The sequence below is a fragment of the Pokkaliibacter plantistimulans genome (assembly GCF_003194385.1).
GTDB lineage: Bacteria > Pseudomonadota > Gammaproteobacteria > Pseudomonadales > Balneatricaceae > Pokkaliibacter > Pokkaliibacter plantistimulans.
Map to the genome: position 1 here is coordinate 34,576 of NZ_LAPT01000082.1, position 20,111 is coordinate 54,686.

The 20,111-nt window shown below is 51.2% G+C and carries 16 protein-coding genes, 2 tRNA genes and 2 pseudogenes; 3 read left to right on the forward strand and 17 right to left on the reverse strand.

Going from position 1 to position 20,111, the window contains the following annotated elements; translation table 11 throughout:
* Positions 1-10: 10 nt before the first annotated feature.
* The 10 genes from nusA to rlmE all read right to left on the reverse strand — a co-directional run bounded on the left by nusA (position 11) and on the right by rlmE (position 8,438).
* Positions 11-1,495 (reverse strand): transcription termination factor NusA, encoded by a 1,485-nt coding sequence (gene nusA / locus WH50_RS16650; RefSeq protein WP_104151786.1) that lies wholly within the window; start codon positions 1,493-1,495, stop codon positions 11-13.
* Between the two features lie 37 nt (positions 1,496-1,532).
* Positions 1,533-2,036: a ribosome maturation factor RimP gene (gene rimP, locus WH50_RS16655; protein ID WP_104151787.1), complete on the reverse strand. Its 504-nt coding sequence runs from the start codon at positions 2,034-2,036 to the stop codon at positions 1,533-1,535.
* A gap of 76 nt (positions 2,037-2,112) precedes the next feature.
* A tRNA-Met gene (locus WH50_RS16660) sits at positions 2,113-2,189 on the reverse strand.
* Between the two features lie 67 nt (positions 2,190-2,256).
* Positions 2,257-2,342: transfer RNA gene (locus WH50_RS16665), tRNA-Leu, on the reverse strand.
* A gap of 6 nt (positions 2,343-2,348) precedes the next feature.
* Positions 2,349-2,714 carry a preprotein translocase subunit SecG gene (secG, locus tag WH50_RS16670; protein ID WP_110188438.1) on the reverse strand — a complete coding sequence of 122 codons (366 nt, stop codon included), beginning with the start codon at positions 2,712-2,714 and terminating at the stop codon, positions 2,349-2,351.
* Positions 2,715-2,720: 6 nt separating this feature from the next.
* Complete coding sequence (gene tpiA / locus WH50_RS16675; RefSeq protein WP_110188327.1) at positions 2,721-3,464, reverse strand: triose-phosphate isomerase; 744 nt, start codon at positions 3,462-3,464, stop codon at positions 2,721-2,723.
* Positions 3,465-3,518: 54 nt separating this feature from the next.
* Entirely contained in the window at positions 3,519-4,874 is a 1,356-nt protein-coding gene (gene glmM, locus WH50_RS16680; RefSeq protein WP_110188328.1) for a phosphoglucosamine mutase, read from the reverse strand.
* A 10-nt stretch (positions 4,875-4,884) separates the two neighbouring features.
* Positions 4,885-5,709, reverse strand: a complete 825-nt coding sequence (folP, locus tag WH50_RS16685; protein ID WP_165838455.1) for a dihydropteroate synthase — start codon at positions 5,707-5,709, stop codon at positions 4,885-4,887.
* Between the two features lie 116 nt (positions 5,710-5,825).
* Complete coding sequence (gene ftsH / locus WH50_RS16690; RefSeq protein WP_207780361.1) at positions 5,826-7,763, reverse strand: ATP-dependent zinc metalloprotease FtsH; 1,938 nt, start codon at positions 7,761-7,763, stop codon at positions 5,826-5,828.
* A gap of 54 nt (positions 7,764-7,817) precedes the next feature.
* Positions 7,818-8,438, reverse strand: coding sequence for a 23S rRNA (uridine(2552)-2'-O)-methyltransferase RlmE (gene rlmE / locus WH50_RS16695; RefSeq protein ID WP_110188331.1), 621 nt, complete (start codon positions 8,436-8,438; stop codon positions 7,818-7,820).
* Positions 8,439-8,658: 220 nt separating this feature from the next.
* Between rlmE and WH50_RS16700 the strand changes: the two genes are divergently transcribed.
* A complete protein-coding gene (locus WH50_RS16700; RefSeq protein ID WP_207780354.1) occupies positions 8,659-8,967 on the forward strand; it encodes a YhbY family RNA-binding protein in 309 nt (102 codons plus the stop codon).
* A 135-nt stretch (positions 8,968-9,102) separates the two neighbouring features.
* Here the strand turns inward: WH50_RS16700 and WH50_RS16705 are convergent.
* Positions 9,103-9,355: pseudogene (locus WH50_RS16705) on the reverse strand (integrase core domain-containing protein); the annotation flags it as partial.
* 113 nt (positions 9,356-9,468) lie between these two features.
* On the opposite strand from WH50_RS16705, the pseudogene WH50_RS16710 reads away from it, so the two are divergent.
* Positions 9,469-9,818 (forward strand): annotated as a pseudogene (locus WH50_RS16710) (helix-turn-helix domain-containing protein); the annotation flags it as partial.
* 460 nt (positions 9,819-10,278) lie between these two features.
* Here the strand turns inward: WH50_RS16710 and greA are convergent.
* The 3 genes from greA to carA form a co-directional block, all read right to left on the reverse strand.
* A complete protein-coding gene (gene greA / locus WH50_RS16720; protein ID WP_110188332.1) occupies positions 10,279-10,758 on the reverse strand; it encodes a transcription elongation factor GreA in 480 nt (159 codons plus the stop codon).
* Complete coding sequence (carB, locus tag WH50_RS16725; RefSeq protein WP_110188333.1) at positions 10,755-13,976, reverse strand: carbamoyl-phosphate synthase large subunit; 3,222 nt, start codon at positions 13,974-13,976, stop codon at positions 10,755-10,757. Before carB ends, greA begins: the two co-directional genes overlap by 4 nt.
* A gap of 66 nt (positions 13,977-14,042) precedes the next feature.
* Positions 14,043-15,179, reverse strand: coding sequence for a glutamine-hydrolyzing carbamoyl-phosphate synthase small subunit (gene carA / locus WH50_RS16730; protein ID WP_110188334.1), 1,137 nt, complete (start codon positions 15,177-15,179; stop codon positions 14,043-14,045).
* Positions 15,180-15,621: 442 nt separating this feature from the next.
* On the opposite strand from carA, the gene smpB reads away from it, so the two are divergent.
* A complete protein-coding gene (gene smpB, locus WH50_RS16735) occupies positions 15,622-16,098 on the forward strand; it encodes an SsrA-binding protein SmpB (RefSeq protein WP_104151796.1) in 477 nt (158 codons plus the stop codon).
* Between the two features lie 62 nt (positions 16,099-16,160).
* Here the strand turns inward: smpB and fkpB are convergent, their stop codons facing one another.
* The 3 genes from fkpB to ileS all read right to left on the reverse strand — a co-directional run bounded on the left by fkpB (position 16,161) and on the right by ileS (position 20,111).
* Positions 16,161-16,610, reverse strand: coding sequence for an FKBP-type peptidyl-prolyl cis-trans isomerase (gene fkpB / locus WH50_RS16740; RefSeq protein WP_110188335.1), 450 nt, complete (start codon positions 16,608-16,610; stop codon positions 16,161-16,163).
* 64 nt (positions 16,611-16,674) lie between these two features.
* Positions 16,675-17,187 carry a signal peptidase II gene (lspA, locus tag WH50_RS16745; RefSeq protein WP_110188336.1) on the reverse strand — a complete coding sequence of 171 codons (513 nt, stop codon included), beginning with the start codon at positions 17,185-17,187 and terminating at the stop codon, positions 16,675-16,677.
* 53 nt (positions 17,188-17,240) lie between these two features.
* Positions 17,241-20,111 carry an isoleucine--tRNA ligase gene (ileS, locus tag WH50_RS16750; RefSeq protein WP_110188338.1) on the reverse strand — a complete coding sequence of 957 codons (2,871 nt, stop codon included), beginning with the start codon at positions 20,109-20,111 and terminating at the stop codon, positions 17,241-17,243.

Consider the following 20,111-nt stretch of genomic DNA (forward strand, 5'->3'; position numbering starts at 1 on the left):
CGCTGCGTTCTTACTCTTGAGCAAACCAAGGAGCACGCGCGGTCATAATCAATTCGGCCGCCCGTTCTTCGGACATGCCGTCAACTTCCATCAGATCGTCGATGGACTGCTCGGCCAAGTCCTCCATGGTGACAACACCTTTGCTCGCCAGAACAAAAGCAAGATGTTTATCCATACCTTCCATATTCAACAAATCGTCAGCCGGAGTACTGTCCAGCTTCTCTTCGGAGGCTATGGCGAGATTCAGCAGCACATCCTTGGCTCGACTACGCAGCTCTTCAACCAGGTCTTCATCAAGATCTTCGATGTCCATGAGCTCTTCCTTAGGCACATAGGCAATCTCCTCCAGAGAGGTAAAGCCTTGTTCTACCAGCAAGGAAGCAAAATCCTCATCGATATCCAGGCGATCCATGAACAGGGTAACCAATTCACCGGTTTCCTCCTGCTGCTTGGTCGCCGCATCTTCTTCACTCATTACGTTCAATTCCCAACCAGTAAGCTCACTGGCCAGACGAACATTTTGTCCACTACGCCCAATTGCCTGGGCAAGATGGTCTGCGGCTACGGCCACATCCATCATGTGCGAGTCTTCATCCACAATGATCGATGCAACATCAGCTGGAGCCATAGCATTGATCACATATTGAGCAGAATTATCATCCCACAGTACGATATCGATACGTTCGCCTTTAAGCTCGTTTGATACCGCCTGAACACGCGCTCCACGCATACCAACACAGGCGCCGACAGGATCAATGCGACCATCATTGGTTTTAACTGCAATCTTCGCGCGTGAACCGGGATCTCGTGCAGCGCCCCGGATCTCAATCACCTCTTCGGCAATTTCCGGCACTTCAATGCGGAACAGCTCGATCAGCATTTCCGGGCAAGTCCGACTCAAAATCAACTGAGGACCACGGCCTTCAGCTCGCACTTCCTTCAGCAGGGCCCGCACGCGCTCACCAGTACGGTACGCTTCGCGAGGAATCAACTGATCACGGGGCAGTACCGCCTCAGCATTGTTTCCCAGATCAACAATAATATTGTCCCGGGTAACTTTCTTGACCGTAGCGGTGATCAACTCACCTAGGCGATCTCGATATGCATTGACAACCTTGGCGCGCTCAGCTTCTCGTACCTTCTGGATAATGACCTGACGAGCTGTTTGTGCAGCAATTCGGCCAAAAGCAATGGACTCGATCTGCTCTTCGTAGGTGTCGTCTGGTTGAAGCGCAGTATCAATCTCCATTGCTTCTTCCATGGTCAGTTCCGTACCCAACGCAGGAACAGCGTCATTGGATACTACCAACCAACGACGAAACGTGTCGTAATCACCGGTCTTCCGATTGATCGCGACACGAATATCCACTTCTTCTTCAAAACGCTTTTTGGTAGCAGTTGCCAAGGCGATCTCAATGGCTTCGAAGATCACTTCCTTGGAAACATCCTTCTCGTTGGATAGAGCTTCCACCACGTTCAGAATTTCTTTGTTCATGCCTATGCCTCGCCTTACAGCTCGTCGCTGACAATCCTCAAAATTCCGGTACAACATTAGCCTTGTCGATCAACTCGAAAGGCAAAAGATACTCGGCATCATCTACCTGCAATACAACTTCATCATTCTCGATTGCATTGAGGCGCCCAACAAACTTACGGCGCCCGTCAAAAGGCATACGCAAGCGTAATTTCACGATCGCACCGACATAGGCCTGAAATTGCTCAGGGGTATACAGCGGACGATCCATGCCTGGAGAGGAAACCTCCAGAACATATTCACCGGAAATGGGGTCTTCCACATCCAACAAAGCACTCGCTTGATGGCTGACTTTTGCACAGTCATCAACACCAATGCCAGACTCATGATCGATATAAATGCGCAACACACTACGACGACCTTGAGCCAGAAACTCTATCCCCCAGAGGGTAAAACCCAGGCCAGTCACAATAGGTGTTAGCATCTTATGCAGTGCAGCTTCTTTGCTTGTCACCGGGGCAACCTCTCTAGCGCACAAATAAAAAATGGGTCCATGACCCATTTCCTCCTCCCTTGACGGGATTATCTCCTTAGCTAACAAAAAACCCCTTCAGAGAGGGGTTTAAGGAGAAAATGCTTGGTTGCGGGGGCCGGATTCGAACCAACGACCTTCGGGTTATGAGCCCGACGAGCTACCAGACTGCTCCACCCCGCGTCAAAAACGAGAACGTATATTACATGCTAAAAAAACTCTACTCAAGAGCAAACACGTATTTTAAAATTGGTGCCGAAGGCGGGACTCGAACCCGCACGACCGTAGGTCACTACCCCCTCAAGATAGCGTGTCTACCAATTCCACCACTTCGGCAATTTATTAGTTAGAGGACTTATTCGAATTACCCACATCAGGCAAATCGCTATCCTTACTAACTTTATCTACAGCCTTGGACTGCTCAATCTGCTGCACAACATCAGCCGAAGGCACACCCATCTGACCAACCGTAGACACTTTCTCTTTTGCAAAATAAGCAAGAGCAAAACTTGTCACGAAGAAAAAGGCCGCAATACCTGCAGACAATCGAACCAAGAAAGAACCTGAACCTTGGCTACCAAAAACAGTCTGAGAAGCACCTGATCCAAATGCCGCCCCAGCATCAGCCCCCTTACCCTGCTGCAAAAGAACCAGAGCAATCAGAGAAATAGCCAGAGCAACATGAACAAAAATTACGAGCGTTTCCATCAGCACTTACACCTGCTGCCGCGCACGACAGATCGCTATGAATTCTTCAACCTTGAGTGACGCACCACCAACGAGAGCGCCATCTATATCATTCTTCGCAAACAACTCACAAGCATTGTCTGATTTCACACTTCCACCGTATAAAATCGAAACAACTTCAGCCCCCTCCGCATCAACATTCGCAATGCTGGCACGAATAAACTGGTGCATTTCCTGGGCTTGATCTGGCGTTGCAGTTAGACCAGTACCAATTGCCCAGACAGGCTCATAAGCAATCACAAGCCTTTTCAGCTGAGCTTTACTCAAGACAGATAAAACCGCATTCACTTGCCCAGAAACAACATCAAATGCAGCACCTGCCTCACGCTCTTGCATAGACTCACCTACGCAAAGCACCGGAATAAGATCAGCTTTCAATGCCGAGAGACACTTCTGAGCAACAAGCTCATCGCTCTCCCCATGCATCACCCGACGTTCGGAATGCCCTAACAACACATATCGCGCACCGACGTCTCGCAACATTTCCGTAGAAACATCACCAGTAAAAGCACCTGATGCATTTACTGAGCAGTCCTGACCGCCCATGGCCACATCGCTTAAGGCGACAATTCCCAGATACGGAAATGGAGGAAATAAAACAACATCGATGTCATCAACAGGAAGATGACTAGAAATTTCTAGACAGTATGCTCTAGCAAACTCAGAGCTACCGTTCATCTTCCAATTGCCTGCCACTACCTTGCGTCGCATTGGCAACCTCCTCACGGCTGAAGCGGCGCCAATACTACTCAAGTTATCAGTGACTTACAAGCCTTTAGCAATATTGTTGTAGAGTTTTTCCACCTCAGTTGCCAACCAGCCTCCAATGTCTGCCACCATCTGAGGATCAGAATGCTCCAACGTGACACGAATCTTTGGCTCAGTACCTGACGCACGCAACAATACCCTGCCAACTCCAGCCAGTCGCTTTTCAGCTTCCGCCAATAGCTCTGCCACTTCCGGAAGATCCTGAGGATCCTTTCGAACAGCCACACGAATGTTGATCGTTTCCTGAGGCACTCTATCAACCTCGGCACAGGCCTCAGCAAGTGACTGACTACTCCTAAGTAAGGCCGCCAACACCTGAAGAGCAGCTATAATCCCGTCCCCTGTGCTATGGAGATAGCGGCAGACGATGTGACCAGAAGCCTCTCCTCCCAACCACCACTCACGCGCCGTCAGCTGTTCCATCACATAACGATCCCCAACCTGCGCCCTAACAAAAGGAATATCGAGCCGTTCAAGTGCTCTCTGCAGACCAAGGTTGGACATCAAAGTACCTACAACCCCGCCATGTAACGAGCCACGCTGCTGCAAGTCACGAGCGATCAGATACAAAAGCTCATCACCATCGATAATGCGCCCTTGATGATCAACCATTACTACTCGGTCGCCATCACCGTCGAACGCAATGCCAAGGTCAGCATTTTCCAACAGAACTCGCTCGCTTAACTGAGCTGGATCAGTAGACCCCACGCCCGCATTGATGTTTGTTCCATTAGGAGCACAGCCTGTCGTGACAATTTGAGCCCCCAACTCCTGAAATACACTCGGAGCAACGTGATAAGTCGCCCCATGAGCACAATCCAGGACAATCTTCATGCCATTCAAACTGATGTGATTACCCAATGTACTTTTACAGAACTCAATGTAACGTCCAGCAGCATCATCAATTCGCTTGGCTTTCCCCAAGGCTGCAGAACTCACCATTTCCATGGGTTCATCCAACATATCTTCGATTGCAGCCTCGACAGCATCAGGCAATTTTTCACCATCTGCTGAAAAGAACTTAATTCCGTTGTCCTCAAAGGGATTGTGCGATGCACTTATGACGATACCTGCCACACACTTAAACGTACGCGCTAGGTAAGCAATAGCAGGTGTAGGCATAGGGCCAATTAACAGCACATCCACGCCCGCAGCTGACAAGCCCGCCTCCAGCGCAGACTCGAACATATATCCCGATAGCCGGGTATCTTTGCCAATGACAATGCGACTTCGGCCTTCTTTGGAAAATACCCGCCCTGCCGCCCATCCAAGCTTCATTACAAAGTCAGGCGTAATCGGTGCAACACCGACCTTCCCCCTTATACCATCAGTACCAAAGTAGCGTTTAGACATTACATTCCTTCTATACTTTCAGCACTTGGTGCGCGATTTTTAGCGCATCTACAGTCTCTGCGACGTCATGCACCCTGAATATCCACGCGCCCTTAATCAGCGCCATCACTGCCAGCCCCAAACTACCAGCCAAACGCTGGTCGACCGGCTTGTTTAGAATCTGCCCTATCATCGACTTGCGAGACACACCAATCAATAGCGGCATATCTAATACCGCCAGCGTATCAAGATGCCGAAACAGCTCGACATTATGCTCAAGCCCTTTACCAAAGCCAAAACCCGGATCAAGTATTAGCCTGGATCGATCTATACCCGCAGCGACACACTGACTCACACGCTCCTGCAAAAAAGCCAGTACCTCTACGGTAACGTTTGCGTAGTTCGGATGATGCTGCATGTTCTGCGGATCGCCCTGCATATGCATTAAACAAACAGCTGCATTACCTTGCAAAGTCGCATCAATTGCACCTGGACGGGTCAAAGCCCGGACGTCATTTATGATGCCAGCACCTGCTTTCACCGACTCACTTATAACCTGTGGCTCACTTGTATCTACCGAAACAACCACATCTAAGCGTGCAGCAATCGCCTCCACCACCGGCACAACACGCTCTAGCTCTTCCTGCTGGCTTACGATTGCAGCACCCGGGCGAGTTGACTCGCCACCAATATCAATAATTGACGCGCCGTCTTTCACCATTTGCTCCGCAATACGCAGCGCATGACCAACAGACTTATACGCTCGCCCACCATCCGAGAACGAGTCAGGGGTAACATTTAGAATACCCATTACCTGTGGAAAAGCAGGATCAAGATAGCGATTTCCGAATTGCATAGAAACTCCTACAAAGAAGGTAGACTCCCGCTTCAAGAACAACTCATGCCATATAAACCCAATAAAGACAAAAGGCCGAACGAGTCGACCTTTTGTCTTGCAACACCATATCACAATCAATGTGACGGCTGCCCTGCATCGGGATGACCACCACCTGCACGCTCATCATGAGCTGGGGTCTCTTTAAGATCTCCTCCTGAAGAAGCACCGGTAGTTGGTGGATCTTTCGGATGATCAGTCCAACCCTCAGGTGGGGTCACAGGCTTACGCGCCATCAACTCATCAATTTGTGATGCATCGATAGTCTCATACTTCATCAACGCCTCGGCCATGGCCTCAAGAATGTCACGATTCTCGACAAGAATCTGCTTGGAACGCTCGTAGCAGCTATCAATAATTCCACGAACTTCCTGATCAATCAGTTTGGCAGTCTCAGCAGAGTGAGCACTAGCGCCGCCACCAGCACCACGGCCAAAGGGATCGGAATCCTCTTCAGCATACAACAAGGGGCCAAGCTTTTCTGATAACCCCCAACGAGTCACCATGCTGTGCGCAAGCTTGGTTGCACGCTGAATGTCATTTGAAGCGCCAGTAGTGACGCCTTCTTTACCCAACGTCATCTCCTCAGCCAGACGACCACCATAAAGGCTACAGATCTGACTCATAATAGCTTGCCTGCTGTGACTGTACCGATCCTCTTCAGGCAGAAACATAGTCACCCCTAATGCACGACCACGAGGAATAATTGTCACTTTGTAGACAGGATCATGATCAGGAACCATACGCCCAATGATCGCGTGCCCAGCTTCATGATAAGCCGTATTCAAGCGCTCTTTGTAACTCATGACCATAGAGCGTCGCTCGGCCCCCATCATGATTTTATCTTTGGCTTTATCCAGAAGACTCATGCTAACCAATCGTTTGTTCTCACGAGCAGCAAATAATGCAGCTTCGTTAACCAGATTGGCCAAATCAGCACCGGAAAAACCAGGAGTTCCGCGAGCAATCAAGTCCGGACGCACATCATCGGCAATAGGAACTTTACGCAGATGAACTTTCATGATCGCTTCACGTCCACGGATGTCAGGCAAACCCACATGAACCTGACGATCAAATCGACCGGGACGTAGCAAGGCAGAATCCAACACATCAACACGGTTGGTAGCCGCGATTACAATGATGCCCTCATTTCCCTCAAAACCGTCCATTTCCACCAACAACTGATTGAGAGTCTGCTCACGCTCATCATGGCCGCCTCCCATGCCTGAGCCACGATGACGGCCTACAGCGTCAATTTCATCGATAAAAATGATACATGGTGCTTGCTTCTTGGCTTGCTCGAACATGTCACGTACACGAGATGCACCTACACCCACGAACATTTCTACAAAGTCAGAACCAGAAATACTGAAGAAAGGCACTTTGGCTTCGCCTGCGATGGCACGCGCCAACAGCGTCTTACCCGTACCCGGGGGGCCAGCCATTAAGACGCCGCGAGGAATTTTGCCTCCAAGACGCTGAAACTTACCAGGATCACGTAGAAAATCGACCAGCTCTTTGACTTCCTCTTTTGCCTCTTCGACCCCAGCAACATCGGCAAAGGTCGTTTTTATCTGATCTTCGCTAAGCAGCCTGGCTCGGCTTTTACCGAAAGCCATCGGACCACCCTTACCCCCACCGCCTTGCATCTGGCGCATAAAGAACATAAATACGGCAATGATGACCAAAATGGGAAAGCTTGCTACCAGCAACTGCGTCCATATGCTCTGCTGCTCGGGCATTTTTCCTTCAATAGTCACATTGTGCTGCAGTAGATCATCAATCAGCTTTTCATCGCGAACAGCAGGACGAACGGTTTCAAAACGGTCCCCATCGACACGAGTCCCCTGGATGGTATAGCTGTCAATGACTACACGAGTCACTCGACCAGCCTGCACTTCAGATACAAAGTCAGAGTAGCTCACACGCTGACCTTCAGACTCAACACTGAAGTTGTTAAATACAGTGAGAAGGACTGCAGCGATTATCAGCCACAGAACTAAATTTTTTGCCATGTCGTTCAAGAGCTTGTCCTCTTCAACCCAATCTGCTTTTCCTGAATGACATACTCAGGAGCGAAATCCCAGACCTACCAGATACACCTCGCGGGAGCGAGACCGGGAAGCATCTGGCTTCCGTGTTAACACACGCTCAAAGGAGCCCTTGAGCTCTTGCATATATTCAGGAAACCCTTCTCCTTGAAATACCTTGGCGACAAAGTTACCGCCAGGCTTAAGTACTGTGCGAGCCAAATCTAGCGCCAGCTCGACCAAATACATTGCAGCAGGTTGATCAATGTTGTGATTACCACTCATATTGGGGGCCATGTCCGAGATTACAAGATCCGCACAATCGCCCTGCATTTCAGCCACAATTGCTTCATATACTTCTTCAGAGGTGAAGTCTCCCTGAATAAAGCTCACCCCCGCAATGGGGTCCATGGTTAAAATATCAGAGGCAATTACTTTACCGTGATCACCCACCAGTTCCACGGCAACCTGCGACCATCCACCCGGAGCTGCGCCCAAATCTATCACACGCATACCCTGCCGAAACAGTCGATCCTTTTCATTTATTTCCATCAGTTTGTAACTTGCCCGACTACGGTAGCCATCTTGCTTAGACCGCTTCACGTATACATCTGAAAAGTGCTCTTGCAGCCAGCGCCCACTGCTTTTTGATCGTGCCACAGACTAAATATTCCTCGCAGACAAACCTTCTTAAATCAATAAGTTGTCAATTTAATAGCAAACGATCGCCCTACGAATAAAAATCCCTAGCCTACTCCGAACGCAGCACTCGATGCACCAAGTTTGTAATGCACATTTCCTTGCTACTCAAGCACCTGGCTTTTGAGTACAATTGCGCTTTCGGCTGAATGCCAATTCGTTTGACAAAGAATCCAACATTATGAGCTTATCGATTGAAGAAAAAAAGCGGCTGCGCGGCATTGGCCATCAGCTGAAACCTGTTGTCTATGTCTCTGACCGCGGTTTGTCTGAAGGAGTGGTACAGGAAATGGACCGCGCTTTGGAAGATCACGAACTGGTCAAAGTGAAGTTCAGCATCCCTGATCGGGAAGCCAAACGCGAGGTAATGGGTGATCTGGCGCAGGTGTGTGAAGCCGAACTCATTCATGTCATCGGCAATATGGGCTTATTCTTTCGCAAGGCACAGAAACCCAATCCCAAGTTATCCAACTTACATCGCCACCTCTGAGCCTCCCCAGCTCATCGCTATCACCTGCAGAGATATCTTTAACGCACAGCAGCAAAATCGCCGTCTTGATGGGCGCAAGAGTGTGAACTTTAGATCGATACCAATTAGGTCCACACCTATTGAGATAGGCCGCCCCTACAGCGCCCGATGCACCGCATCGGGCGTTTTGTTTTTTCAGGGCCATATGCGGCCGTTCCGTGTTGTGAATCTGCACAGCCTCGTCAACCATTCTCCTTATCTGTTCCAGATTATCAGGGCTGTGCAGCAAGAGTTCAGACTTGAGAATGCCGTTCACCCTCTCAGCCAGCGCATTCTGATAACAGTCGTAGCTATCTGTTATCGAACACTGTACGCCATACCGTTGATGGGGTGAATGATACAGGGAGGAGTACTATTGGGCGGATTCAACCGGTCGTCGCTACACCTTTAATCATGGGGGGTTTATGGGACGACCTGCGGGGTGGATGCAGCAGTTGACGGAGCGATGCGCTTACTAGGTGCCCGTCACTTCGCCGTGAGATCGAACGGCTATTTTGGGAGCAGATCGCACCGGGGTCACAAGCGAAATGGCAGCGTAAGCCGTTGACGTATCGTCTGCGGTAGGCAAACGCTGGTTCCGTCATCGCGGCAGGATGCCATTGTTCATGTCTAACCACATATCCGGAAGGCACTTGTCGTTCGGGGAGCGAGAAGAGATTGGACTACTCCGGGCGCAAAGTGTTGGCATACGTGAGATTGCTCGCCGTCTTGGACGAAGTCCGTCGGCTGTTTCACGAGAGCTGACTCGTAATGCTGCGACTCGTGGCGGCCGGTTCGAGTATCGAGCTTCAGTCTTGCAGCGGAAAGCGGAATGCCCCTTCGACCTGGGCCTGCGAGAGGACGCGCCGAGTCGCTTTTTGCCAGTGACACGCCGTAACCCTGTCCAGCACATGACGAGCTCGAAGAACTGAGCTTTCTGATGCGTCAGGTCAAGCTGCTGTTCCAGTTCCTTTGATACGCGGCTCTGGCGTAAGGGTTTGGGTATCTTACATCATGATACGTCTCTGCGCTCGCATGGACGGGACACCGCTAATTTAAAAGCCAGTGAGTAATCTCGTTGAGTACGCTTTACACCTTGTGCCATCGAATTCTCCGTCAACCCGGGATGAAAGGTGTAAACCTTATTCAGGACGGGACACACCTTGTGCCATCGTATTCTCCGTCAATCCGGGATGGAAGGTGTAAACCTTATTCAGGACGAGACAGGTAGACAAAAAAAGCCCGCATTAATGTCAATGCGGGCTTTTTTCGCGCTAGAGATATTTATTGAGCTTAGACGATATGTTCAACGCCACTCACTTCATACTCCACCGCACCATTTGGTGTTTGCACCACTACAACCTCCCCTTCCTCTTTGCCGATCAAGGCACGAGCAATGGGGGAGTTGACAGAAATTTTACCTACTTTCAGATCAGCTTCATCGTCACCGACGATACAGTATGTGACTGCAGCATCGTTGGCGATGTTAAACAGCTCAACAGTCGTACCAAAGATCACCTTGCCAGTATTAGGCAACTTACTGACATCAATAATCTGCGCATTGGACAACTTAGCTTCTATTTCTTTGATACGACCTTCACAGAACCCCTGCTGCTCACGAGCTGCATGGTATTCTGCATTCTCTTTAAGATCCCCATGCTCACGCGCCTCTGCAATCGCAGCAATGATGCGTGGACGATCAACGGTCTTGAGGCGCTGCAGCTCATCACGCAGCAGCTGTTCACCTCTTACTGTCATTGGGATTCTACTCATTCGCTAATTCCTGCATGCAAATCCTGTAGACGACGAACCTGGCTTAGCTCACCAAAACCAAGTGCCATGCAAACAGCATGCGCCCCGGCAACAGTGGTAGTGTAAGGAACCTTATAGCGCAGTGCTGAACGACGAATCAGGGATGAGTCTTCAATTGCCTGACGCCCTTCTGTGGTATTGATCACATACGCAACTTCTTCATTTTTGATCATGTCAACAATATTCGGACGACCTTCCGTCACCTTGCTCACATACTCGGCGCTAATTCCTGCCTCTACCAGAGCACGATGCGTGCCGCTGGTAGCAATCAAGCTAAAGCCTTGCTTCACCAGCTCATACGCCAATGCAATGGCAGCAGGCTTATCCGCATCGCGCACACTGATGAAGGCCTTGCCTGGACGTGGCAGCTTTTCACCCGCCCCCAGACTAGCCTTGGCAAATGCCTCAGAGAAGCTGTTACCGACTCCCATAACTTCACCGGTAGACTTCATCTCAGGACTGAGAATGGGGTCAACACCCTGGAACTTGGCAAACGGGAATACCGCTTCTTTTACTGCATAGTAAGGAGGTACGATTTCTTTGGTAAAAGCCTGCTGTACCAAGGAACTGCCCGCCATAGCTCGTGCAGCCACTTTCGCCAGAGACTGCCCAATGCACTTGGATACGAAAGGCACAGTACGCGAAGCACGAGGATTCACCTCGATGACGTAAATTTCCCCATCCTGCCAAGCCAACTGCACGTTCATCAAGCCAACAACACCTAGCTCAATGGCCATTCTCTTGACCTGTTCGCGCATCAGGTCCTGAACATCAGCAGGCAAACTGTAGGGCGGTAACGAGCAGGCAGAGTCACCTGAGTGAACACCACACTGCTCAATATGCTGCATGATGGCACCGATAACGACCTGCTGACCATCCGCTACTGCGTCGATATCCACCTCAATAGCATTGTGCAGGAAACGATCAAGCAACACGGGCGCATCGTTGGAAACCTTAACCGCAGAAGTCATGTAACGGCGCAGCTCATCTTCCTTGTGAACAATTTCCATTGCCCGGCCACCCAGCACATAAGATGGGCGAACGACAAGAGGATAGCCGATCTGCTCGGCACAACGCACCGCTTCTTCAATGCTGCGTACAGTAGCGTTTGCCGGCTGCTTCAACTGCAGCTTCTGCAGCATCTGCTGGAAACGCTCACGATCTTCAGCACGATCAATGGCATCCGGGGTTGTACCAATAATGGGCACACCCGCCTCTTCCAGTGCTACCGCGAGCTTCAAAGGGGTCTGTCCACCGAACTGAACGATTACCCCTTTGGGCTTTTCAACCTGAACAATTTCCAATACATCTTCAAGGGTAACCGGCTCGAAATACAGACGGTCCGAGGTGTCATAATCCGTAGAAACGGTTTCAGGGTTACAATTGACCATAATGGTCTCGTAACCATCTTCGCGCATGGCCAGCGCTGCGTGGACGCAGCAGTAGTCAAACTCGATACCCTGGCCGATACGGTTAGGACCACCTCCCAGCACCATGATCTTGTCACGTGCAGACGGGTTAGCTTCACACTCTTCCTCATAGGTCGAGTACATATAGGCAGTATCAGTAGAAAACTCGGCAGCGCAGGTGTCGACACGCTTATAGACAGGATGAATATCCAGAGCCCAACGACGTTTGCGGAATTCTTTCTCACTTACACCCAGCAGCTCCGCCAGGCGAGCATCCGAGAACCCTTTGCGCTTGATGCGGAACAGGCTGTCCTTATCCAGGTCAGCAATCGCCAGCTTGTGAATTCGATCTTCTTCATCAACCAGATCTTTAACCTGCACCAGGAACCAGGGATCGATACCGGACAGCTTGTAGCATTCTTCAATGCTCATGCCATAGCGGAATGCATCTGCCAGGAACCAGATACGGTCAGCCCCAGGCAGAGTCAGCTCACGCACCAGCGTGTCCTTGATCTCTGGATCATTCAGATCAGCTACAGGATTAAGACCGGTTTTGCCCACTTCCAGACCACGCAGCGCCTTCTGCAATGACTCCTGGAAGGTACGGCCAATAGCCATGACCTCACCCACAGACTTCATCTGCGTAGTCAGACGATCATTGGCCTGAGGGAATTTTTCAAAAGTAAAACGGGGCACCTTGGTGACAACATAGTCGATCGATGGCTCGAACGACGCCGGAGTACGGCCACCGGTGATGTCGTTCTGCAACTCATCCAGGGTATAACCCACAGCCAGTTTGGCTGCGACCTTAGCAATAGGGAAGCCCGTCGCTTTGGAAGCAAGTGCGGATGAGCGAGATACACGAGGATTCATCTCGATCACAACCATACGTCCAGTTTTCGGATCAATACCGAACTGCACGTTGGAGCCACCGGTTTCAACACCAATCTCACGCAACACTGCCAGCGAGGCATTACGCATGATCTGGTATTCTTTGTCAGTTAATGTCTGTGCAGGCGCAACGGTGATCGAGTCACCCGTATGCACGCCCATCGCATCAAAGTTTTCAATCGCACAGATAATGATGCAGTTGTCGTTTTTGTCACGAACAACTTCCATCTCATATTCTTTCCAGCCAATCAGAGACTCATCGATCAGCAGCTCACTGGTCGGAGAAAGATCCAGACCACGAGTACAGATCTCTTCAAACTCTTCACGGTTGTAGGCAATCCCACCGCCCGAGCCGCCCATAGTGAAGGATGGACGAATGATGCAGGGGAAGCCGATATCAGCCTGAACCTTCCAGGCTTCTTCCATACTGTGTGCAATGGAAGCACGCGGACACTCCAGCCCAATTTTCTTCATGGCCACATCAAAGCGATCGCGGTTTTCTGCCTTATCAATGGTATCGGCATTAGCACCGATCATTTCCACGCCAAACTTCGCCAGAACACCATGACGCTCGAGATCCAATGCGCAGTTCAGGGCAGTCTGCCCTCCCATGGTTGGCAGGATGGCGTCAGGACGCTCTTTCTCGATAATTTTGGCTACGGTATCCCACTGAATCGGCTCAATGTAAGTGGCATCAGCCATTGCCGGATCAGTCATGATGGTAGCAGGGTTGGAGTTAACCAGAATAACCCGGTAACCCTCCTCGCGCAGCGCCTTACAGGCCTGAGCACCGGAATAGTCAAACTCACAGGCCTGGCCGATTACGATCGGACCAGCACCAATGATCAGAATACTTTTAATGTCTGTACGTTTTGGCATTTCTCTCTACCGCAAGCAAGCAGGTTCAGTAAGGCTGCCTCACAGGCAACCACCTTGGCGCCTAACTCAGCGCTGCGCCCGATAGGCTTCGATTTCTTTGATAAAGCGATCAAAGAGCGGAGCCACATCATGGGGCCCCGGGCTTGCTTCCGGATGACCCTGAAAACTGAAGGCAACACAATCAGTACGCTCAATGCCCTGCAGAGAACCATCGAACAAGGATTTATGCGTTGCGCGAACATTGGATGGCAACGTTGCCTCATCCACCGCAAAACCGTGGTTCTGACTGGTAATCATGACCACTTTGCTATCCAGATCCTGCACTGGATGGTTACCACCGTGATGGCCAAACTTCATCTTCAACGTCTGTGCGCCGCTGGCTAGCGCCAGAAGCTGATGTCCAAGACAGATACCAAACACGGGAATTCTGGCAGCAAGGATGGTGCGAATAGCATCGATCGCATAGTCACAAGGCTCGGGATCACCGGGACCATTGGACAGGAAAACACCATCGGGATTCATCGCCAGCACATCAGCAGCGGGGGTTTTGGCTGGCACGACTGTCAAGCGGCAGCCGCGCTGGGCAAGCATGCGCAAAATATTGCGCTTGACGCCATAGTCATAAGCCACAACGTGGAAAGGTTGTGCGTCTGGCTGCTGATGGCCTTCGCCCAGCTTCCATACACCTTCGCTCCAGCTGTAGGCGTCAGAGACAGTGACTTCTTTGGCGAGATCCATTCCCTTCAGACCAGGGAATGCACGGGCAGCGGCAATTGCCGCCTCTTCATCAATACTGTCACCCGCCATCAGGCAACCATTCTGGGCGCCTTTCTCACGCAGAATACGTGTCAGTTTGCGCGTATCGATATCAGCGATACCCAGGATATTGCGCTCACGCAGATAGGCATCCAACGCTTCCTGATTTCGGAAGTTGCTGGCAACAAGAGGCAAGTCGCGGATTACCAGGCCAGCCGCATAAATCTGGCCAGACTCTTCGTCTTCTGAGTTGGTACCGGTGTTACCGATATGTGGATAAGTGAGGGTGACAATTTGGCGAGCGTAGGAAGGATCTGTCAGGATTTCTTGATAACCGGTCATAGAGGTGTTAAAAACGACTTCTCCGACCGACTGGCCATCCGCGCCAATCGCAACCCCCCGGAACACTGTGCCATCTTCAAGGGCAAGAATGGCTGGCTTAAACAATGTAACCTCCCGGCATGAGCGCAATGTGTAGTGGTGGTCGATATTATGCTGGCAGGTTGTCGCACGACAGTTGCAAAAAAGCGAGATGAAACCGTCGTCACATCTCGCTTTGCATCGAATCCGTCATCTTGCGGCAAACCTTCTGTCTAATCGCTGAGCCCGGCAAAACGGCATACTACCGGAGCGACAATTTGGACAAAGATCGGGATAACATCCCCACTGCAGCAGATTGCCCCAATCTGGGGCAGCTAAATCTTGCGTATGATAAACATCCACTTGTGAACTGTCCACCGCTTTAGGCTTCACTTTGCCTCAGACTTCAATATGCCGGGCTTTTTCCGCATAATGTGCGGCCTTGCAAGGAAGATAACCTGCCAACGCACTGTATTCGCTTCAGTCCATCCGCGATAACAGCCTTTGCAGCGGCGCCGAGAACGAGATCATGAGCAAGAAGAAAAAGTCGTCATCCGACAACACCATTGCGCAAAACAAACGTGCCCGCCACGACTACCATATTGAACAGCGCTACGAGGCAGGCATCGCCTTGATGGGCTGGGAAGTCAAAAGCCTGCGGGCCGGACGCGGCAGTCTCAATGACACCTATGTATTGGTCAAAGATGGCGAGGTATCACTGGTAGGCACGCATATATCACCGCTGCTGTCCGCCTCATCACACGTCGTGTGCAATCCCACTCGTGAGCGCAAGTTATTACTGCACAGCAATCAGATTCGTGAACTGGAAGAGGCTATTGCACAGAAAGGATACACCTGCGTTCCACTGGCCCTGTATTGGAAAGGCCACCTGGTGAAGTGCGATATCGCCCTGGTAAAAGGCAAAAAACTCTATGACAAGCGTGATGCTGAGAAGGATAGGGATTGGGCGCGCCAGAAAGAGCGCCTGATGAAACACGACAAGTAATTTATCCAGAGGAAAGGGGCGGCCTGCACTCGGCACAGGCCGTCTCTTCATAGCCACTGCGATCAGACAGCAGGTTCAACCTGCAGAATGTGCACCGTGAAGTGTATATCTTTGCCGGCCAGCGGATGATTGAAGTCCACTGTCACCTTATCACCTTCAACAGCCTGCACCACACCGGGCAACTCGCTATTAATGGCATCACTGAACGAGATCACCTCGCCCGGCTCAATCACCATCTCCTGAGGAAATTGTTCGCGCTTGAAATACTGCAAATTAGCAGGATTCCACTGGCCAAACGCATGCTCAGGGGACAACACGAAGGTTTCTCGCTGCCCTGCCTGCAGACCAAGCAACTTCCTCTCGAACCCTTCTAGCAGACTTCCATCTCCCACCACAAAGGCGGCAGGAGACCTGTCAAAGTTGGAATCAATAACCTGCCCATCAACCAGACTCAGCGAGAAATGCAACGTCACTCTCGCCCGGCTTTCCACTACTACATCACTCGTATGCATTCACCACATCTCATCAAGCCCTCTGCATCAGAACTGCAGAGTTATCAGACTTATCCACCCCTGTTCAATGTTGCTGGCGCTGTCCCGCACCTTTAAAACCCAGCATATCGGGAATTAGCATCAACGCACCCAGAGTGATTGCAGAATCAGCCAGATTGAATGCGGGGAAAAACCAGCCGTTGTAATGGAACGACAGGAAGTCAACCACGTAACCCAGCAGAATACGATCATGCAGATTCCCCAGCGCCCCACCCAGAATCAAAGCCAGGGCAACAGCATGCCAATACTGCTTTGACGACAGTTTCATCATCCACAGCAGAATAACAACACTCACCACGACAGCGATGGCTGCAAACAACCAGCGCTGCCAACCACCCGCCGCAGCCAGAAAGCTGAAGGCAGCTCCGGTATTGTGCAGTAGAGTCAGATCAAACACTGGCAGCACATAGACTGGCTGCGCATAGGTAAGCGATTCGCTTACCCACGCTTTGGTCACCAAATCCAGCACCACCACCAACACCATCAGCCACAGCCAGCGCAAGTTGCGCAGGTGATAGCCCTCGGGAAGACTCAACATATTGCGAGACTCATTCTACGATTAACAATCACCTGCACACGCTCACCCGACCATCAGGCAAAGAGGCGTCGCTCGCCTTCGCCAGCTACGTTCTCCACACAACGCCCACACAGGTCATCATGACCCTGATGTGAACCAACGTCCGGGCGATGATGCCAGCAGCGGCCACACTTCTTGTAGTCGGACGCCTTGACTGAAATCAGCAATCCTTCCATCTCACTGGGGTCAGCCCCTTCAGCCGCAGACACCGCATTTACAGCAGCAGCCGAGGTCAGAGTAACGAAACGCAGCTCTTCACCGAGAGCAGACAGCGCCGCAAACAGATCACCTTCACAGAACAATGCCACTTCGGCAGCCAGACCATTCTTGATCACGCCAGCATTACGCTTGTTCTCCAGCTCCTTGTTGACGGCCTGCTTGGCTTCCAGTACTAGTTCCCAATAAGCCGGAGTGATGACATCCCCCGCATTGAGACGGAACAGACCCTGATACCAGGTTTCAAGGTGCACAGACTCTGCACGCGTCCCTGGCATAGTCAGCCAGATTTCCTCTGCAGTAAAACTCAGGATAGGTGCAACCCAGCGCACAAGCGCCTCCACCAGATGGTACATCGCTGTTTGTGCCGAACGGCGTGCCAGACTGTCCTGCTGAGTGGTGTACTGACGATCCTTGATCACATCCAGATAGAAAGAACCAAGATCCAGCGAGCAGAAGTGATGCACTTTCTGATAGATAGTGAGGAACTGATACTGTTCATAGGCCTGATTAATCTCGTCCTGCAGCTGTGCAGCACGGTCAACCACCCAACGATCCAATGCCAGCATCGATTCAGGAGCCACCAGGTGCTGCTCAGGAACAAAGCCATTCAGGTTTGCCAGAAGAAAACGCGCGGTATTACGAATACGACGATAGGTGTCGGCAGTACGCTTCAGGATTTCATCCGAAACAGCCATGTCGCCGCTGTAATCCGTTGCAGACACCCACAGACGCAGAATATCCGCACCATAGGTACTCATTACCGTCTGAGGCACCACAACATTGCCCAGAGACTTGGACATTTTGCGACCTTCCTGATCCACCGTGAATCCGTGAGTCAGCAGCGCCTTGTAGGGGGCATGCCCATCAATTGCACACCCCGTCAGCAAGGAGGAATGGAACCAGCCACGATGCTGATCTGATCCCTCTAGATAGAGATCCGCACGGGGGCCATGATCATGTCCCAGACCATGCGAGCCACGCAGCACGTGCCAGTGCGTGGTACCTGAATCAAACCACACATCCAGCGTATCAGAGATCTTGTCGTATTGACCGGCTTCCTCGCCCAAAAGCTCAAACGCATCCAGTTTAAACCAGGCCTCGATACCTTCCTGCTCGACACGCTTTGCCACTTCCTCCATCAACTCCACGGTACGAGGATGAAGCTCTCCGCTCTCCTTGTGGAGAAACAAGGGAATGGGCACCCCCCAGTTCCGCTGACGGGAGATACACCAGTCAGGACGGTTGGCAATCATGCTCTGCAGGCGTGGCTTACCCCAGGCGGGAACAAACTGAGTTTGCTCGATCGCATCCAGTGCGCGAGTACGCAGGGTAGCTCCAGATTCAGGCTGAACGTCCATCCCCACGAACCACTGCGCCGTAGCACGGTAGATGACCGGAGTTTTGTGACGCCAGCAGTGCATATAACTGTGATTGATAGCACTGTGAGCCAGCAAGGCGCCGACTTCCTGCAACTTTTCAACGATGACGGGATTAGCCTTCCAAATCATCATGCCACCAAAGAAGGGCAGCGAATCTACATAAACACCATTCCCTTGTACCGGACTGAGAATCTGATCATTCTCCATGCCGTAACGCTTGCAGGAATGAAAGTCATCTTCACCATAGGCAGGTGCTGAGTGCACAATGCCAGTACCCGCATCAACAGCAACATAATCAGCCAGATACATCGGCGAGTAGCGCTCATAGAAGGGGTGGCTAAACTTGATCAGCTCCAGCGCCTCACCAGCACAACTGGCAACCACCTGACCTTCCAGGCCATAACGCTGCAGGCAGCTTTCCACCAGCTCAACAGCCAATAGCAGATACTTGTCACCCACGTCCACCAGCGCATACTGATGCTCAGGATGCGCATTCAGTGCCTGGTTGGCAGGAATAGTCCATGGCGTGGTCGTCCAGATAACTGCCTGCACTGGCTTGGTCAATTCTTTCAGACCAAAGGCAGTGATGAGTTTTGCAGGCTCAGCACACACAAAGCCAACATCGATAGCAGGAGACTTCTTGTCTGCATACTCCACTTCAGCTTCTGCTAGTGCGGATCCACAGTCAAAGCACCAGTTAACAGGCTTCAGCCCCTTGAAGACAAAGCCTTTTTCCACGATACGAGCCAGCGCCCGAATCTCGCCCGCCTCGTTGGCGAAGCTCATGGTCTTGTAGGGATTATTCCACTCACCCTGAACCCCAAGGCGAATAAAGTCCTGCATTTGACCTTCGATCTGCTCTGCAGCGTAGAGTCGGCATTGCTCACGCACAGCATCGGGTGATAACAGCTTGCCAGATACTTCAATAGTGCTGCCGTCTTCAGCCTTGACCTTGTGCTTGCTCGTCTCCACCTTGTGCTCAATGGGCAGACCATGACAGTCCCAGCCCGGCACATAAGGCGCATCAAAGCCCATCATGGTGCGAGACTTGATAATGATATCTTTCAGGATTTTATTGACCGCATGGCCGATATGGATGCTGCCATTCGCATAGGGCGGGCCATCGTGCAGAATAAAGCGCTTGCGACCTTGGCTCACTTCGCGAATCTTCTGGTAAAGATCAATTTCTTTCCAGCGCGCCAGCATCTCAGGCTCACGCTGTGGCAGCCCCGCTTTCATCGGGAATGCCGTTTCCGGCAGATTCAGTGTGCTTTTATAGTCGGTCAT

Bases quoted from the DNA above. Each gene is read 5' to 3' on its own strand.
- ileS (WP_110188338.1), bottom strand. From the start codon at position 20,111: ATGACCGACTATAAAAGCACACTGAATCTGCCGGAAACGGCATTCCCG.
- lspA (WP_110188336.1), bottom strand. From the start codon at position 17,187: ATGTTGAGTCTTCCCGAGGGCTATCACCTGCGCAACTTGCGCTGGCTG.
- ftsH (WP_207780361.1), bottom strand. From the start codon at position 7,763: ATGGCAAAAAATTTAGTTCTGTGGCTGATAATCGCTGCAGTCCTTCTC.
- WH50_RS16700 (WP_207780354.1), top strand. From the start codon at position 8,659: ATGAGCTTATCGATTGAAGAAAAAAAGCGGCTGCGCGGCATTGGCCAT.
- smpB (WP_104151796.1), top strand. From the start codon at position 15,622: ATGAGCAAGAAGAAAAAGTCGTCATCCGACAACACCATTGCGCAAAAC.
- rimP (WP_104151787.1), bottom strand. From the start codon at position 2,036: ATGGGTCATGGACCCATTTTTTATTTGTGCGCTAGAGAGGTTGCCCCG.
- fkpB (WP_110188335.1), bottom strand. From the start codon at position 16,610: ATGCATACGAGTGATGTAGTAGTGGAAAGCCGGGCGAGAGTGACGTTG.
- greA (WP_110188332.1), bottom strand. From the start codon at position 10,758: ATGAGTAGAATCCCAATGACAGTAAGAGGTGAACAGCTGCTGCGTGAT.
- glmM (WP_110188328.1), bottom strand. From the start codon at position 4,874: ATGTCTAAACGCTACTTTGGTACTGATGGTATAAGGGGGAAGGTCGGT.
- tpiA (WP_110188327.1), bottom strand. From the start codon at position 3,464: ATGCGACGCAAGGTAGTGGCAGGCAATTGGAAGATGAACGGTAGCTCT.
- nusA (WP_104151786.1), bottom strand. From the start codon at position 1,495: ATGAACAAAGAAATTCTGAACGTGGTGGAAGCTCTATCCAACGAGAAG.
- secG (WP_110188438.1), bottom strand. From the start codon at position 2,714: ATGGAAACGCTCGTAATTTTTGTTCATGTTGCTCTGGCTATTTCTCTG.
- carB (WP_110188333.1), bottom strand. From the start codon at position 13,976: ATGCCAAAACGTACAGACATTAAAAGTATTCTGATCATTGGTGCTGGT.
- folP (WP_165838455.1), bottom strand. From the start codon at position 5,709: ATGCAATTCGGAAATCGCTATCTTGATCCTGCTTTTCCACAGGTAATG.